Genomic DNA, 16,498 nt, shown 5'->3' on the forward strand with positions numbered 1-16,498 from the left:
AGGGCGAGTGGCTGCTGGTCCGGCTGAAACCACGCGGCAAGGAAAAGCGCGAGAACTGGCTGCTGCGCAAGATCGACGATGCCGCCGCGGGCGCCACCGATATGCTGACCGACACCGCGCTGACCAGCGTGGCGACGGGGAGGACGATGCAGGAGATCGCCGAGGGCGCGCCGTCGCAGTGGCGTGCCCCGGCCGGGCGCAAGAAGCGCCGCGGCAGCGCCGCACCACCGCCGTTCGAGGCGCCGCAGCTGTGCACGCTGGTGGACAGCGTCCCCGCCGGTGCAGGCTGGATCCATGAGGTGAAGTACGACGGCTATCGCGCGCTGATCGCGGTCGGCGGGGGGAAGGCGACGGTCTATACCCGCAGCGGGCTGGACTGGAGCGAGACGTTCGCCGGGATTGCGGCGGCCGCTGCGCAGCTCGACGTCGGCGATGCGCTGATCGACGGGGAGATCGTCGCGTTCAAGGAGGGCCGCCCCGATTTCGCGACGCTGAAGACCGCGATCGCATCGGGGGATGACATGACGTTCTTCGCCTTCGACCTGCTCCGGCACGACGGCGAGGATCTGCGTGCGCTGACCAATGTCGAGCGAAAGGAGCGCTTGCGCGCGGTAATGGCGGGCGCGGATCCGCATCTGCAATTTGCCGAACATGTCGCCGGGTCGGGCGAGCCGCTGTTCGAGACGATGTGCCGCGAAGGCTTCGAGGGTGTGGTGTCGAAACGCGCCGACGCGCCCTATCGCGGCAAGCGCACGCAGGCGTGGCTGAAGACCAAGTGCATTCGCCGGCAGGAATTCGTGATCGTCGGCTGGTTGCCGTCGGACAAGGGGCGGGGCCTTCGGTCGCTGTTGCTGGGCGTCCATGAGGACGGCGCGCTTCGCTATGCCGGGAAGGTGGGCACCGGCTTCACCGCCGATATGATGGCCGACCTGCTCACGCGGCTCGACCGGCTGGCGCGCAAGACCCCGACCGTGGCCGCACCGCGCGCGGCGGTGCGCGGCGCGCATTGGGTCACGCCGAAACTGGTGGCGGAGATCGCCTTTGCCGAGACCACGCCGGACGGGCTGCTGCGCCATTCCAGCTTCCTGGGGCTGCGCGGCGACAAGCCGGCGGAGGACGTCGTCGCCGAACGCCCCGCCACGGCGCCTGCGCCGTCCGTATCGACGGTGAAGGTGACGAATCGCGACCGCACGATCTTCCCCGAATCGGACGTGACCAAGGGCGATCTGGCCGATTATTATGCCGCGATTGCCCCGGCGATGCTGCCGTTCGTGGCGCATCGCCCGGTCAGCCTGGTGCGCTGTCCGCAGGGGCGGGCGCGGCAATGCTTTTTCCAGAAGCACGATGCCGGGTCGTTCGGTGATCAGGTCCATCGCGTGCCGATCCGCGAGAAGGACGGATCGACCGAGGATTATCTCTACGTCGACAGCGGCGACGGGCTGGTCGCGTGCGTGCAGATGGGGACGATCGAATTCCACGGCTGGGGCTCGCAGGTCGCAGACGTGGAGCGGCCCGACCGGATGGTGTTCGACCTCGATCCCGACGAGGGGCTGGACTTCGCCGCGACCAGCAAGGCGGCCGAGCATCTCAAGACCCAGCTGGCCGAGCTGGGGCTGGCGAGTTTTCCGCTGCTGTCGGGGGGCAAGGGCGTCCATGTCGTCGTGCCGCTGACGCCGCAGGCCGCATGGGCGGCCGTCAAGGATTTCGCCGATCGCTTCGCACGTGCGCTGGCGCAGGCCGAACCGGAACGGTTCACCGCGACGATGGCCAAGGCGAAGCGCAAGGGGCGGATCTTCATCGACTGGCTGCGCAACCAGCGCGGCGCGACCGCGATAATGCCCTATGCCGCGCGGGCACGCGCCGGCGCGCCGGTGGCCGCCCCGGTATCGTGGAGCGAATTGCGCGATATCGATACCGCGGCGCGCTGGCGAGTCACCGACCGCGAGGAATTGCTGGCGCGCGCCGACAGTCGGGCATTGCGCGGCTGGGGTGTCGCGCACCAGCACCTTCCCGACACATGAGGCTCTTGATATTCTATCGCGGAGATGTAGTTTTGGGGCGAACGATGGCGGGCGCCATCGCCAGCAAGGGGTTCGAGAGAGATGAGGAAGATCGCTGCCGCCGTTTCCGTGATCAGCATGAGCCTGGCGCTGGCCGCGTGCGGCGGGAAGGGCGCGGAGCCGGTCGCCGCCAACGATACGCTGGCGAACGAGACCGTGCTGAACGACGAAGTGCCCGCCGACGGCAATCTCGCCACGTTCGGCAATGGCGCCGACGCGCTGCCGGCCGACAATGCGCTGGGTGGCAACGCGCTCTGACCGTCTGATCTTGCGGCGGCCGCTCCCCGGTCGCCGTCGCCGTTACCGTCTGGTGCTCCCTGGACGAAACTGGACCCGGTACCGTGCGGTGCCGGGTTCTTTTCAGGCGGCGGCCAGCGCCGGTTCGGTTGCGGCGATCCAGCCGCCGCCCAGCACCCGATCGCCGTCGTAGAGCACTGCCGCCTGGCCGGGGGCGACGCCATATTCGGGCGTGTCGAACACCAGCCGGTCGTCGACCATCCGGGCCGGCACCGGCTTGGCCATCGAGCGTACCTTGGCGGTAAGCTCGCCTTCCAGCGGCCCCAGCACGTTCATGTCCGCCAGCCGCGCCGCCGCCACCGCCAGCGCGGCGCGCGGGCCGACGACGACGCGGCGCCGGTCGGGTTCCAATCGCACGACATACAGCGGCTCGGGGCTACCGCCGATCTCCAGCCCGCGGCGCTGCCCGACGGTATAATGGACCAGCCCGCGATGCTCGCCCAGCTTGCGCCCCGCCATGTCGACGATGTCGCCGCCCGCCGCGGCCTCTGGACGCAGCGCCTTCACCAGTGAGGCATAATCGCCGTCGGGGACGAAGCAGATGTCCTGGCTGTCGGGTTTGTCGGCGACCAGCAGCCCCATCTCCCCGGCCAGTTCGCGCACCCGGCGCTTGGGCAGCGCGCCGAGCGGAAAGCGCAGGAAATCGAGCTGCGCGCGCGTCGTCGCGAACAGGAAATAGCTCTGGTCGCGCGCGGGATCGATCGCGCGGTGCAGCTGCGCGCCGTCGCTGCCGAGGATGCGGCGGACGTAATGGCCGGTCGCCAGGCAGTCGGCGCCCAGATCGCGGGCGAGCGCGAACAGGTCGGTGAATTTCGGCCCCATGTTGCACTGGACGCAGGGGATCGGGGTGCGCCCAGCGAGATATTCGTCGGCGAAGCGATCGACCACCTGCGTCCGGAAGCTCGATTCGTGGTCGAAGACGTAATGCGCGATGCCCAGCCGGTCGCAGACCGCGCGCGCATCGCGAATGTCGCGGCCGGCGCAGCACGCGCCGGCGCGCTTCGTCGCCTCGCCATGGTCGTAAAGCTGGAGCGTCACGCCGATCGTCTCCGCCCCACTCGCCTGCGCAAGCGCCGCCACGACCGAGCTGTCGACCCCGCCCGACATCGCGACGACGATGCGCCGCGCGCCCGCCGGAAGCTGGAAATCCACCGTGTCCATGATGCGACCGGCCATACCCCGTCGCGTATGTCCGCGTAAAGGCAGGTGAAGGAAGCGTTGCCAGCGGCTTTACGCGACCTTCAGCAGACCGGGGCTAAGCGAGTCCATCACATCTCGCGTTGCCAGGATTCGCCGTGACGTTACCCGATGACACCCATCTCCCCCCGCTGCTCGCCGGGCTGCGTGCCCGGCAGGAGACGTCGCGCACCGCACAGGTGGCGCGTGCGCTGAACGATTCGGCGACCGCGCGATCGGGTGAGGGCGCGTTCAACCCCGCGGCCGCGGCGGCGCTAAGCGAATGGAAAGAGCCGTGAAGACGGCGTTTACCGCGCCGCTTTAGGGCGTGTTCAAATCGAGGCGCCTACGCAGTGCTTCGTCGCAGGGAAGGGGGCCCCCCGCCCCGAACCGAGGTTAGGAATGATCGAGAACCAAAAAATCCGTCCCGCCAAGGTCATCGGTCCTCTGGGAGAGGCGCTGACCATGGATACGCTGCCGCCGGCCAACACCACGCGGTGGGTGGTCCGGCGCAAGGCCGAGGTCGTCGCCGCGGTTAACGGCGGTCTGCTGACGGTGGACGAAGTGTGCCAGCGTTACGGGCTGACGGTGGAGGAATTCGCCGGGTGGCAGCGTGCGATCGACCGGTCGGGCATGCCCGGCTTGCGCGTCACGCGTATCCAGCAGTACAAATCGCTGTACGAGCGCCAGCAGAAGTTCTGATCCCGAAACGCGCCCGGAACAATATCCGCCCTTCGTGAGTCTTCCCTGCCACAGCGCTTCACCGTCCGGGCGCATCGCAGGGGAGAATTGCTATGGGACTTATCATCTGGCTCATCATCGGTGGCGTCATCGGCTGGCTCGCCAGCATCATCATGCGCACTGACGCCCAGCAGGGCATCTTTCTGAACATCATCGTCGGGATCGTCGGCGCCTTCATCGGCGGTCTGCTGTTCACTGGCGGTTCGATCAACAACCAGCCGCTGACGATCTACTCGTTCCTGGTGTCGCTGGTCGGCGCGGTCGTCCTGCTGGCGATCGTGAACCTCGTCCGTCGCGGCCGGGTGCGCTAAACCGCTCCACATCGACGAACGACAAGGAAACAGGCCGCCCGGTGATCCGGGCGGCCTTTTTCGTATGCGGCGTTGTCTGCCTATGCCCCGTCCGCCACGCGGCGGACGGGCCATAAGGTCATTTCAGCAGGAAGCGGACGCGTACCATTGCGGTCACGTCGGTTTCCCCCGCCAGCATCGGGGTGGAGTCGCGCCCCTCCGCCATGGCGGCGCGCTGCAGCATCATCGGCGGTTGCGGGCGACCGCCGTCATTGTCGCCGGCTTCTTCGATCGAGACGATCCGCGCCACCGTCATCCCGGCGGCGTTCGCATAGAGCGCCGCCCGTGCGCGCGCGGCCTTCAGCGCATCGGTGCGCGCCTCGTCCAGCGCCGCATCGGGCTGCGATAGCGACATGCTGGGCCCGTCGATCTGGTTGGCGCCCGAGCGCACCAGCGCGTCGAGCGCCGGCCCGGCCTTGGCGATGTCGCGGAACTTCACGCTGACGGTGTTGCTCGCCTGATAGCCGGTGATGACCGGCGGCTGATTGTCGGCGTAGCGATATTGCGGCGACAGGCTGACGTTGCTGGTGGCGATGTCGCGTTCGGCGATCCCCGCGGACTTGAGCGCGCGGACGACCTGCGTCATGCGCTGCGCATTCTCGGTCAGCGCGCCCCCGGCGGTCGCATTCTGGGTAACGACGCCCGCCCGGACGGTGGCGAGATCGGGAACGCGGGTCGTCCGGCCGGTCGCGGTCACGTCCAGGATCGTGCCGTCGGGCACGACCGTCGCCATCGGCAGCGGGGTCTGCGCCGTCGCCGCCGCGGCCAGGGTCATGCCGGCCAGCATCGCGGCGGCGCCGCCCAGCCCGGTGATCGTCGTCGTTCGCATCGTGATATCTCCCGTTTCTCGTCTTGGCGGCATCTGCACCCGTGCGACAAAACGCAGGATGAACGCGACGAACCGGTTGAAAGATGCCCGCTTGTACCGGGTGCTATATCATCGTAATACACGCCCGACGAGAGGGGCGGAATGACGTACGAAAACGGCAACCTGGAAGGCGAGCGGCTGTTGATCGAGGATTCGCGTGCGCGCGGTCGGCGGCGCTGGGTGATCGTCGCGGGCGTCGTTCTGCTGGTGATCGCGGTGGCGGCGTGGCTGGCCATGCGGGGCGGCAAGGATGCCGGGACGCCCGCACCGGCGGGCGACCAGGCGCCGTCCGTGACGGTTGTCGTCCCCGGGGCGCAGGCGGTCGCGCGCACCGTCGCGGCGACGGGATCGCTGGCCGCCAAGCGCGAGATGCCGGTCGGCGTCGCGGGCGAGGGCGGCATGGTGTCGCGCGTGCTGGTCGAACCGGGCCAGTGGGTGAAGGCGGGGCAGGTGCTGGCGACGATCGACCGGTCGGTCCAGACGCAGACCGCCGATTCGCTCTCCTCCCAGATCAATGTCGCGCGGGCCGACCTGACGCTGGCGCAGGCCGAACTGGAGCGTGCGCAGAGCCTGGTCGATCGCGGCTTCATCTCCAAGGCGGACGTGCAGCGGCGAATCGCCACCCGCGATTCGGCGGCGGCGCGGCTGCGCGTGACGCAGGCGACGCTGTCCGAACAGCGCGCGCGCAACGCCCGGTTGGACATTCGCGCGCCCGCCCCGGGGCTGGTTCTGACGCGCGGCGTGGAGCCGGGGCAGATCGTCAGCTCCGCCAGCGGCGTCCTGTTCCGCATGGCGGCCAATGGCGAGATGGAAATGCGCGCGCAGCTGTCCGAAGCCGACCTGCAGACGATCCACGTCGGTTCGTCGGCGCAGGTAACCCCGGTGGGCGAGAAGCGCAGCTTCGCGGGCCGGGTGTGGCAGCTGTCGCCGGTGATCGACCCGCAGTCGCGGCAGGGGATCGCGCGCATTCAGCTGTCCTACGATCCCGCGCTGCGTCCCGGCGGCTTCGCGTCCGCGACGATCGTCGCCGGCGACGCGCGCCAGCCCGAATTGCCGCAGTCGGCATTGCTCAGCGACAGCCGCGGCAATTACGTCTATATCGTCGATGCCGAGAATCGGGTGCGGCGTCGCGACGTGACGCTGGGGTCGGTGAGCGACGACAAGGTGGCGATCGCCAGCGGCCTCACCGGTGACGAGCGGGTGGTGCAGGCGGCGGGCGCCTTCCTGAACCCGGGCCAGCTGGTGAAGCCGGTCATCCCCAAGGGGCGCTGAGGACAAGCGACGATGGGCTTCCGCAACATATCCGCCTGGTCGATCCGCAACCCGGTGCCGTCGATCGTCCTGTTCATGATGCTGACGGTCGCGGGGATCGTCAGCTTCATCCGGATGGACATCAACCAGGAACCGGACATCGACTTTCCGGCGGTGACGATCACGATCACCCAGCCGGGCGCGGCGCCCAGCGAGCTGGAAAACCAGGTGACGCAACGCGTCGAGGCGGCGGTGCGCACGCTCGAGGGCGTCGACGAGATCCAGTCGTTCGTGTCCGAGGGGCAGTCGACCACCTTCGTCCAGCTGGCGATCGGCACCCCCGTCGACCGGGCGGTCAACGAATCGCGCGATGCGGTGACGCAGATCCGCGCGCAGCTGCCCGACGGCATCCTGGAGCCGCAAGTCCAGCGGGTGAAGATCAACGACAACGATCTGGGCAGCTTCACGGCCGTCGGCACCGACATGACGCTGGAACAGCTCAGCTGGTACATCGACAATACCGTCGCCAAGGAACTGCTGTCGGTTCCCGGCATGGGCTCGGTCGAGCGCAACGGCGGAGTCAGCCGCGAGATCCGCGTGATCCTCGATCCCGCCAAGCTGGCCTCCTATGGCCTGACCGCCAGCCAGATCAACCAGCAGCTGCGGCAGGTGAACCTGAACGCGGCGGGCGGCCGGGCCGAGATCGCGGGGGCCGAGCAGTCGGTGCGCGTGCTGGGCAATGCCGCCACCGCCTATGACCTCAGCCAGACGCAGATCGCGATCGGCAACGGCCGCACGATCCGCCTGTCCGACGTGGCGACCGTGCGCGACCTGTATGCCGAACAGCGCAGCGCCGCGGCGGTCGACGGCCGCCCGGCGCTGAGCTTCGATTTCAAGCGCGCCAAGAACGCCTCCGATGTCACCGTCTTCCGCGAGGCCAAGGCCAAGCTGGAGGCGCTGGAGAAGCGCAATCCGCAGGTGAAGTTCAAGCTGCGCATCGACGGCGCGAAATATGCGCTGGAACAGTATAAAAGCGCGCTGCACGCGATGATCGAGGGCGCGATCCTGGCGGTCGTCGTCGTGTTCCTGTTCCTGCGCGACTGGCGCGCGACGTTCATCTCCGCGCTGGCGATCCCGCTGTCGGCGATTCCGGCCTTTTGGTTCATGGACCTGATGGGGTTCACGCTGAACGACATGACGCTGCTGGCGCTGAGCCTGGTGGCAGGCGTGCTGGTCGACGATGCGATCGTGGAGATCGAGAATATCGTGCGCCACATGCGCATGGGAAAGACCGCCTATCAGGCGTCGATCGACGCTGCGGACGAGATCGGGCTGGCGGTGCTGGCGACGACGATGGCGATCGTCGCGGTGTTTCTGCCGGTCGGGCTGATGCCGGGCGTGTCGGGGCAATTTTTCAAGAATTTCGGGCTGACTGTGGTGGTCGCGGTGCTGATGAGCCTGGCGGTCGCACGCCTCATCACGCCGATGATCGCAGCCTATTTCCTGAAATCGGCGGGCCCTGCCGACCATGGCGGCCCGGCGGTCGACTTCTACGAACGGGTGCTGCGCTGGACGCTGGACCAAGGCAAGGCGCCGCTGATTCGTGCGAAGGGCGGCATCCACCGCGTCACCGGCTATCTGCGCGATCATCGCCTGTGGGTGATGGGGATGGGTCTTGCTTCGTTCCTGCTGACGATCGTCCTGTTCGCGACGACGCCGATGACGTTCCAGCCCGCGGTGGACCAGCCGCGCAGCGCAGTGACGATCACCATGCCGCCGGGCGCGACGTTGAACACCACTCAGGCGGTCGTCGACCAGGTCTACGCCCTGCTCAAGAAGCAGCCGGAGGTTGAGAGCCTGTACACGCGAACCCTGGTCGGCACCGGACGGGTCGTCGCGACGTTGAAGGAAAAGCGCGACGTAACGTCGACTCAGTTCGAGCGGCGGCTGGCGCCCGATCTGGCGACGATCGCGGACGCACGCGTCAACTTCCAGTCGCAGTTCGGGTTCGGCGACAACAATCGCGACATCTCGATCACGCTGGGCGGCGACGATCCGGTGTTGCTGCGCAAGACCGCCGACCGCCTGGTGAGCGAGATGGGTAAGGTGCCCGGATTGGTCGCACCGCGCATCGCCGGCGATCTCAATCGGCCCGAGATCCTCATCAAGCCGCGGCTCGACCTGGCGGCGCAGCTGGGCGTGACGACCGCGGCGCTGTCCAACGCGATCCGTATCGCGACGCTGGGCGACCTCGATCAGAACAGCGCGCGCTTCTCGCTGTCGGATCGACAGGTGCCGATCCGCGTCGCGCTAGAGGAAAGCGCGCGATCGCGGCTCGACACGATCGAGAACCTGCCGGTGCAGACGCAGTCGGGCGGTTCGGTGCCGCTGAGCCTGGTCGCTGAGATCGGCTTCGGGTCCGGCCCGACCAAGATCACGCGCCTGAACCAACAGCGCCAGCTCACCATCGGTGCCGATCTGTCGCCGGGGCTGGTCACCAGCAATGCGATGAAGCAGATCAACCAGCTGCCGGTGATGAAGAACCTGCCGGTGGGCGTCCAGCAACTGACCGTCGGCCAGGCGAAGTGGCAGATGGAGATGCTGATCAACTTCGTCGTCGCGGTGGTGGCGGGGGTGTTCCTGGTCTTCTCCGTGCTGGTGCTGCTGTATCGCCGCCTGCTGCCGCCGCTGGTCAACATGGGTTCGCTGCTGCTGGCGCCGCTGGGTGGCCTGCTGGCGCTGAAGATCGCGGGGCAGCCGCTGTCGATGCCGGTGTTCATCGGCTTGCTGATGCTGCTGGGGATCGTCGCCAAGAATTCGATCCTGCTGATCGATTTCGCGCTGGAGGAGATGGCGGCGGGCGTGACGCCCCATGCCGCGATCGTCGACGCAGGGCACAAGCGCGCGCAGCCGATCGTGATGACGACTGTCGCGATGGTGGCCGGCATGGTGCCCACCGCCTTGTCGCTGTCGGGCGACGGTGCGTGGCGGGCGCCGATGGGAATCGTGGTGATCGGCGGGCTGACGATGTCGACGTTGCTGACGCTGCTGATCGTGCCGGCCGCCTTTTCGCTGGCGATCGGGATCGAGCGGCGCGTCGGGCCGTGGCTGGGACGGCGGCTGCTCACCTATCGCCCGGGCGATGACGGTGGGCCGCTGATCGAACAGGGCCCGCCCAAGGATGCGATTGCCGCGCCGCATGGCCGGATCGGCTTTCGCGACGGGACCGATCCCGCCGAATAAGCGGCATGCGACCTGCTGTCGCGCCGGCGGGGACTTGAACAATCGGCGCGATCGGGGATTGTCCGAACGATGATCGCCACGCGCCGCACCCCCGTCCCGCCCGCTGCGCTCGTGCGCATGCGCCGGGTGGCGACGGGATTGCTGCTGGCGATGGCGGCCCTGTTCCTCGCCGCGCGCGCGCTGGCGGATCAGCATAGTGCGTGGGGCTTCGTCCGCGCCTTCGCCGAGGCTGCGATGGTCGGAGGGCTGGCGGACTGGTTCGCGGTGACCGCGCTGTTCCGCCATCCGCTCCACCTACCGATCCCGCATACCGCGATCATTCCGCGCAACAAGGACCGGATCGGCGATCAGCTGGCGAACTTCCTGCGCGAGAACTTCCTGATCCCGTCGGTGGTCGCGCGGCGGATGGGGCGGATGGACGTCGCAGGTGCCGCGGGGCGCTGGCTCGCCAATCCGCAGGGTGCGGGCGGCGGGCGGCTGGCGCGCGGCACGTCGCGGCTGGCGCAGGAGGTGCTCAACGCGCTCGACCAGGACCGGCTGGGCGGGATGGTGCGCGCGATGCTGGTGACGCGCGTGCGCGAGACCGAGCTGTCGCCGATGCTGGGCCGCGCGCTCGACGCCGCGATCGCGGAGGATCGCCACCTGCCGATCATCGACCATGGCGTGCGCTGGGCGCGCGGCGCGCTGGCGGCGAACGAACATCTGGTGCGGGCGATGGTGCACGACCGTGCCGGCTCGATCCTGCGCTGGACAGGGCTGGACGAGACGCTGGCGACCAAGATCATCGACGGGCTGGACCGGCTGGTGGCGGAGATGGCCGAGGATCGCGACCATCCGCTGCGCCAGAAGGCGGAGGAGGGGCTGAGGTCGCTGGCGCAGCGGTTGCAGCACGACCCGGCGATGCGCGTGCGCGTCGAGACGATGAAGATCGAGCTTTTGGAAAACCCGGCGATGCAGGACTGGATCAACGGCCTGTGGGAACAGGCGCGATTGGCGATGCTGCGTGCCGCGCGCGATCCGGAGGCGGTATTGCGCGGCAAGCTGGGGGAGGCGCTGCGGCAATTGGGTGCGACGTTGCAGGACGACGCGCGGCTGGGGCGCACCATCAATCGCTTCGTGCGGCGCGCGACGGTGGGTGCGGCCGCGGATTACGGCGATTCGATCGTGCGGCTGGTGTCCGAAACGGTGCGCGGCTGGGATGCGGGGACGATCACAATGCGGCTGGAACATGCGGTGGGCAAGGACCTGCAGTTCATCCGCATCAACGGAACGCTGGTCGGGGGGCTTGTCGGCGTTCTGATCCATACCGTAGACGTCGCGCTGTGACGCACGCCGTATCGCAGCCCGTTCGAATGGATTCGCCCGCGGAACGAATGGCGCGCCCGATCGCTTGTCGCGTGATGCGACGTGCCGCAAGGACCCTTCGATGAGCACTGCGGCCGATTTCAACGAGGACCGCGGGGAGTCCGGCGGATCGACGCTGCGCTTCACCGGCGACCTGTCGCTGGCGCGTCTGGGCAATCTTCCCGAACGGCTCGACAGTCACGGCGGCGATGTCGCCTGCATCGACCTGTCGGGGATCGAGCGGATCGACACGATCGGCGCCTGGGTCGTCCACCGCTTCGCGCGCGAGCACAAGGCGGAGATCCGCGGGCTGAGCGGCGATGCGAACAACCTGCTGGAACAGGTGGTCGCCGCCGACCAGCCGGTACAGATGCGCCCCGGCAGCGGATCGTCGTTCCGGCGCGTCCTGGCGGAGATCGGCGATGCGACCGCGCACGCTGCCCATACTGCGGTGGGGCTGCTGGGCTTCATGGGTGCGACGATCATCGCGTTCGGCGGCGTGATCCGCCATCCCAGCCGCTTCCGCTTCAACGCCACCGTGCAGCGGTTCGAGGTGGTTGGCGTGTCCGCACTGGGCATCGTCGGGCTGATGAGCTTCCTGATCGGCATCGTCATCGCGCAGCAGGGCGCGGTGCAGCTGCGCCAGTTCGGCGCGGAATCGTTCACGATCAACCTCGTCGGGCGCATCACGTTGCGCGAACTGGGCGTGCTGATGACCGCGATCATGGTGGCGGGACGGTCCGGTTCGGCCTTCGCGGCGCAGCTCGGCACGATGCAGCTAACCGAGGAAATCGACGCGATGCGCACGATCGGCGTATCGCCGATGGAGGCATTGGTGCTGCCGCGCACGATCGCGGCGATCGTGCTGATGCCGCTGCTGGGCTTCTACTCCTCGATCGTCGCGATCATCGGCGGCGGGCTGCTGTGCTGGATGACGCTGGATATCCCGCCGGTCGCCTATATCGCGCGCATTCGCGAGGTCGTGCCGATCACCGACCTGTTCGTCGGCCTGATCAAGGCACCGGTGTTCGGCGCGATCATCGCGGTGGCGGGCTGTTTCCAGGGGATGCAGGTGAAGGGCGATGCGGAGCAGGTCGGTCTGAAGACCACCTCCGCGGTGGTGCAGGCGATCTTCATGGTGATCGTCCTCGACGCGTTCTTCGCCGTCTTCTTCGAACAGATCGGCTGGATCTGATGCCCCATTTCGCCAGCAATGACACGGGTGCCGACGGGGCGGAGCCGGTGATCCGTGTGACCGGCCTGCGCAACAGCTTCGGCGAGCAGGTGATCCACGAGGACCTCGACCTGGAGGTGCGTCGCGGCGAGATTTTGGGCGTCGTCGGCGGATCGGGCACCGGCAAGTCGGTGCTGATGCGCTCGATCATTGGATTGCAGACCCCCGATGCGGGCGAGGTGCGGGTGTTCGGCGAGCCGACGCTGGGGCGCAGCGAGGCCGAAACCGTCGATATCCGCAAGCGATGGGGCGTGCTGTTCCAGGGCGGCGCGCTGTTCTCCACGCTGACGGTGGCGGAGAACGTCCAGGTCCCGCTGCGCGAATTCTATCCGGACCTGTCGCTGTCGCTGCTCGACGAAATCGCGTCGTACAAGGTGGTGATGACCGGCCTGCCGGCGGATGCGGGGCCCAAGTTCCCCGCCGAACTGTCCGGCGGAATGAAGAAGCGTGCCGGGCTGGCGCGCGCGCTGGCGCTCGACCCCGATCTGTTGTTCCTGGACGAGCCGACCGCCGGCCTGGACCCGATCGGTGCGGCGGCGTTCGACGAACTGACCGCCTCGCTCCAGAAGACGCTGGGGCTGACGGTGTTCCTCATCACCCACGATCTCGACACGCTCTACGCCATTTGCGACCGTGTCGCGGTGCTGGCCGACAGACGCGTGATCGCGGTGGGGACGATCCCGGAGCTGCTCGCGCTCGATCACCCGTGGATCCAGGAATATTTCAACGGCCCGCGCGGCCGCGCTGCGGTCGCTTCCCAGAAGCGGGCTGCGGAACACGAACCGGCGGCGGGCCGGACAGGCGATGGCGCGACCGCCGCCGCCGACGACCGCCGGCTATCAGGGGCTGAGTGATGGAAACGCGATCGAACCACGTCCTGGTCGGGGCCGTCGTGCTGATCCTGCTGGCGATCGTCGCGATCTTCACCGTGTGGATCGCACGGGTGAGCGGCGGGGCCGAACGGGAATATGACATCTTCTTCCGCCAGTCGGTCGACGGGCTGGCGAAGGGGTCGACGGTTACCTTCTCCGGCGTGCCGTCGGGGCAGGTGAAGACGATCTCGCTGTGGAAGCCCGATCCGCAATACGTCCGCGTGCGCATCAGCGTGAACGACGACACGCCGATCCTGCGCGGGACCACCGCGACCATCCAGGGCAGCTTCACGGGCACCAGCACCGTCAGCCTGGACGGCGCGATCAAGGGCCAGGCGCCGATCACCTGCCCCGCCGGCGACGCGCGATCGGTATGCCCGCTGGGCGTGCCGGTGATCCCGACCAAGACCGGCGGCATCGGCGCGATCCTCAATTCCGCACCGCAGTTGCTGGAACGGCTGTCGACGCTGACCGAGCGGCTGACCGGGATGCTGAGCGACCGCAACCAGGCGTCGATCGCGGGCATCCTGGACAACACCAACCGCCTGACCGATGCGCTGGCGGATCGTGGGCCCGAAATCGCCGCCACGCTGGCGCAGACCCGCGTCGCGATCGCACAGGCGGGCGATGCCGCCCAGCAGATCGGCGAACTGGCCAAGACGACCAACGGCGTGATGACCGAGGACGTCAAGCCGACCCTGGCCAATCTGAACGCCACCATAAAGTCGGCGCGGGAGAGCACCGACACGCTCAACGCGGCGATCGGCGACGCGCGGCCGGGCCTCACGACCTTCTCGAAACAGACGGTGCCGCAGATCAACCAGTTGGTGCGCGACCTGCGCGTCACGGCGGCGTCGCTCTCGGCGATCTCGGAACGCGTCGAACAGGGCGGCGCCAGCTCGCTGATCGGTCAACAGAAGCTGCCGGAATACAAGGGGAACTGAGCGTGCGCTTCACTCGAAACCTCGTCCTTGCCGCGGCGATCGTCCCGCTGGCCGGCTGTCTCAGCTTCGGCGGCAAGCCGCCCAAGCAATTGCTGACGATCGCGTCCACCGCCCAACCGCAACCGGGCGCGGCACAGATTGCATCGGCAACGCGCGCGATCGTGGTGCAGGTGCCCGCGGTGCCGCAGACGATCGCCAATACGCGCATCCCAGTGCAGCAGAGCGACGTCGCGGTCGCCTATATCAAGGATGCGCAATGGTCCGAACCGCCCGCGCGGCTGTTCGCTCGGGTGCTGGGCGATACGCTGACCGCGCGCGCGGGCATGGTGGTGCTCGCCCCGGCGCAGTCGTTCGGCGCGCCCAGCGCAGACCTGTCGGGCGACCTGCGCAGCTTCGGCGTCGATGCGTCGCAGCGACAGGCGGTGGTGATCTACGATGCGTCGCTGACGCGGGCCGGCCAGTCGGCGATCGAGAAGCGCCGTTTCGAAGCGCGCGTCCCGGTCGCGGCGATCGAGCCGACCGCGGCAGCCGAGGCGCTGGGGCGCGCCGCCAACGACGTGGCCGGGCAGGTCGCCGACTGGGTGCGCAGCGGCGGCTGAGCGACGTCGGCGTCTGCCCAGTCAGCGCGTGTCGAGGCGCTTCACCTCCAGCGGCATTTCGCATATGTCGATCGCGCCGGATCCGATCGTCGGGGGCGGCGGGTTCTCGCGCCGCCGCACTGCCGCGGCAAAGCGCGGGTTGTCGGCCGCGCGATAGGCGAAGCGCGGCCGCTCGGCAGCGGGCAACTCGCTGGCGAGCCGCACCCATTCGATCGGTGCGCGCTGCGCCGGATTGGCATAGACGCCCATCGGCGCATCGCTGCGCGGCAGTCCCGACAGGTTCGCCATCCCGTCGATGATCCGGCCGACGACGGTATAGTTGCGATCCAGCCGCCGTGCCGACTGGCCGATCGGGGTGAACAGCTCAGCCCCGGATCCGGATCGCGGATCGGCATCGCGGGCAACGCCCACCATCGCATAGCAATGCGGCAGCCAGGCGTGGCCCGCGCCGTCGCTGGCCACGGGCCACCCGTCCGCGGTGATGCCTGACGTGCGCGCATGGGGATCACCACGGGCCAACAGCGCCGCAGGGGCGACGCGCGCGACCTCGAACTCCGGATCGACCTGCGTCGCAACGCCGGCCGGCAGCGGCTTCTGCTCGCTGGCATCGCCCCATTGCGCCACCCAGTTTTCCTGGACGCGATAGACGCTGGCGGCATCCCACCAATGCGCCGCCGCCAGCCGGCGGATCTGCGCGACGTGCTGCGGCGCCGCCCAGGCGGCCAGGCGGATCGTCACCGTTCGCCCGCCCGCCAGCCGCATTACCAGCAGCTCGTCGGCGGGAATGACCCGCCAGTCGCTCGCCAATGCCTCATGCGCGGCCGGCGGCGGCGGGGGAGGAGCCGGCGCGGCCGCCGCCTGACCAAGTGCCACGATCGCGGCCAGAGCGAGAAGAATCGTCATGGCCCCACCGTGCCCGTCCTCGCGCCGACCTGCAATCCAACCCGCTTGCGCGCGCGCGACGCCTCCACTAGGGCGTGTCGCTTCCAGTGCATGCGGAGCGGTGGCCGAGTGGTCGAAGGCGCTCGCCTGGAAAGTGAGTATACGGCAAAACCGTATCGAGGGTTCGAATCCCTCCCGCTCCGCCATTCTGCGTTAAAATCATTGGATAATTTCCCCGATCTGGGGCCAGCAACCCGGTTTGCAACCCTGTTTCTCATACGGATTGATGCGGCCAAGCGTGGTCGGATTGAGACGGACGGAATTCCCGTGGCGTCCTGTGCACTTACCAATGGGCTGAATTTCAGCCCTTAAAAGCAAGCGCAAGAGCCCCTCGGACGTCACCCTTGCGAACCAGCCAAGCCGTTTCCCACATCGTGGAGGCGACTTGCGTATCTTCTTCAAAACATTAGTCTGACCGTGCGCCACGAGGGTGGCGCCGAGGCGTGAGAACCTCGCTTGAGAGTCGAGACCCGCACCCATTCGGCCGGGTGGCCGATGCGCATGTCCAAGCCGCTTGCGGCCAAAGTCTCTAGCTGCTGCCCCCACGGTAGAGGGTATCCAGACTTTATATTGCTAC

At 68.2% G+C, this 16,498-nt stretch carries 15 protein-coding genes and 1 tRNA gene; 13 read left to right on the forward strand and 3 right to left on the reverse strand.

Annotation, left to right across the window (positions count from 1 at the left end):
* Together ligD and AX685_RS10940 are read left to right on the forward strand one after the other, a co-directional pair.
* On the forward strand, positions 1-2,021 hold a 2,021-nt coding region (ligD, locus tag AX685_RS10935), incomplete at its 5' end, for a DNA ligase D (RefSeq protein WP_066488553.1).
* Between the two features lie 81 nt (positions 2,022-2,102).
* Positions 2,103-2,318, forward strand: a complete 216-nt coding sequence (locus tag AX685_RS10940; RefSeq protein WP_066488556.1) for a hypothetical protein — start codon at positions 2,103-2,105, stop codon at positions 2,316-2,318.
* A 102-nt stretch (positions 2,319-2,420) separates the two neighbouring features.
* Here AX685_RS10940 and mnmA read toward each other — a convergent pair whose 3' ends face one another.
* Entirely contained in the window at positions 2,421-3,518 is a 1,098-nt protein-coding gene (gene mnmA / locus AX685_RS10945; RefSeq protein ID WP_066488588.1) for a tRNA 2-thiouridine(34) synthase MnmA, read from the reverse strand.
* 134 nt (positions 3,519-3,652) lie between these two features.
* Between mnmA and AX685_RS10950 the strand changes: the two genes are divergently transcribed.
* The 3 genes from AX685_RS10950 to AX685_RS10960 all read left to right on the forward strand — a co-directional run bounded on the left by AX685_RS10950 (position 3,653) and on the right by AX685_RS10960 (position 4,585).
* Positions 3,653-3,832, forward strand: a complete 180-nt coding sequence (locus AX685_RS10950; protein WP_066488558.1) for a hypothetical protein — start codon at positions 3,653-3,655, stop codon at positions 3,830-3,832.
* A 103-nt stretch (positions 3,833-3,935) separates the two neighbouring features.
* The gene (gene sciP / locus AX685_RS10955; protein ID WP_066488560.1) at positions 3,936-4,235 is read left to right on the forward strand and encodes a CtrA inhibitor SciP; all 300 of its coding nucleotides are present in this window, start codon (positions 3,936-3,938) and stop codon (positions 4,233-4,235) included.
* Positions 4,236-4,327: 92 nt separating this feature from the next.
* Positions 4,328-4,585 (forward strand): GlsB/YeaQ/YmgE family stress response membrane protein, encoded by a 258-nt coding sequence (locus tag AX685_RS10960; RefSeq protein WP_066488563.1) that lies wholly within the window; start codon positions 4,328-4,330, stop codon positions 4,583-4,585.
* Positions 4,586-4,703: 118 nt separating this feature from the next.
* Here AX685_RS10960 and AX685_RS10965 read toward each other — a convergent pair whose 3' ends face one another.
* A complete protein-coding gene (locus AX685_RS10965; RefSeq protein WP_197418570.1) occupies positions 4,704-5,453 on the reverse strand; it encodes an SIMPL domain-containing protein in 750 nt (249 codons plus the stop codon).
* 141 nt (positions 5,454-5,594) lie between these two features.
* On the opposite strand from AX685_RS10965, the gene AX685_RS10970 reads away from it, so the two are divergent.
* From AX685_RS10970 to AX685_RS11000, 7 genes are all read left to right on the forward strand, one after another.
* On the forward strand, positions 5,595-6,764 hold the full coding sequence (locus tag AX685_RS10970; RefSeq protein ID WP_066488565.1) for an efflux RND transporter periplasmic adaptor subunit: 1,170 nt from the start codon (positions 5,595-5,597) through the stop codon (positions 6,762-6,764).
* A gap of 12 nt (positions 6,765-6,776) precedes the next feature.
* Positions 6,777-9,986, forward strand: coding sequence for an efflux RND transporter permease subunit (locus AX685_RS10975; RefSeq protein WP_066488567.1), 3,210 nt, complete (start codon positions 6,777-6,779; stop codon positions 9,984-9,986).
* A 117-nt stretch (positions 9,987-10,103) separates the two neighbouring features.
* Positions 10,104-11,312: a DUF445 domain-containing protein gene (locus AX685_RS10980; protein ID WP_066488592.1), complete on the forward strand. Its 1,209-nt coding sequence runs from the start codon at positions 10,104-10,106 to the stop codon at positions 11,310-11,312.
* A gap of 100 nt (positions 11,313-11,412) precedes the next feature.
* Positions 11,413-12,525, forward strand: coding sequence for an ABC transporter permease (locus AX685_RS10985; RefSeq protein ID WP_066488572.1), 1,113 nt, complete (start codon positions 11,413-11,415; stop codon positions 12,523-12,525).
* Positions 12,525-13,418 (forward strand): ABC transporter ATP-binding protein, encoded by an 894-nt coding sequence (locus AX685_RS10990; protein WP_066488575.1) that lies wholly within the window; start codon positions 12,525-12,527, stop codon positions 13,416-13,418. The genes AX685_RS10985 and AX685_RS10990 overlap by 1 nt, the downstream gene beginning before the upstream one ends.
* The gene (locus tag AX685_RS10995; protein ID WP_066488582.1) at positions 13,418-14,380 is read left to right on the forward strand and encodes an MlaD family protein; all 963 of its coding nucleotides are present in this window, start codon (positions 13,418-13,420) and stop codon (positions 14,378-14,380) included. The genes AX685_RS10990 and AX685_RS10995 overlap by 1 nt, the downstream gene beginning before the upstream one ends.
* A 2-nt stretch (positions 14,381-14,382) precedes the next feature.
* Positions 14,383-14,979 carry an ABC-type transport auxiliary lipoprotein family protein gene (locus tag AX685_RS11000; protein ID WP_066488584.1) on the forward strand — a complete coding sequence of 199 codons (597 nt, stop codon included), beginning with the start codon at positions 14,383-14,385 and terminating at the stop codon, positions 14,977-14,979.
* 21 nt (positions 14,980-15,000) lie between these two features.
* Here the strand turns inward: AX685_RS11000 and AX685_RS11005 are convergent, their stop codons facing one another.
* Entirely contained in the window at positions 15,001-15,882 is an 882-nt protein-coding gene (locus AX685_RS11005) for a peptidylprolyl isomerase (protein ID WP_066488587.1), read from the reverse strand.
* 94 nt (positions 15,883-15,976) lie between these two features.
* On the opposite strand from AX685_RS11005, the gene AX685_RS11010 reads away from it, so the two are divergent.
* Positions 15,977-16,067: transfer RNA gene (locus AX685_RS11010), tRNA-Ser, on the forward strand.
* Positions 16,068-16,498: the final 431 nt, after the last annotated feature.

Source organism: Sphingomonas sp. CCH9-F2, assembly GCF_001556735.1.
Classification (GTDB): domain Bacteria; phylum Pseudomonadota; class Alphaproteobacteria; order Sphingomonadales; family Sphingomonadaceae; genus Sphingomonas; species Sphingomonas ginsenosidimutans.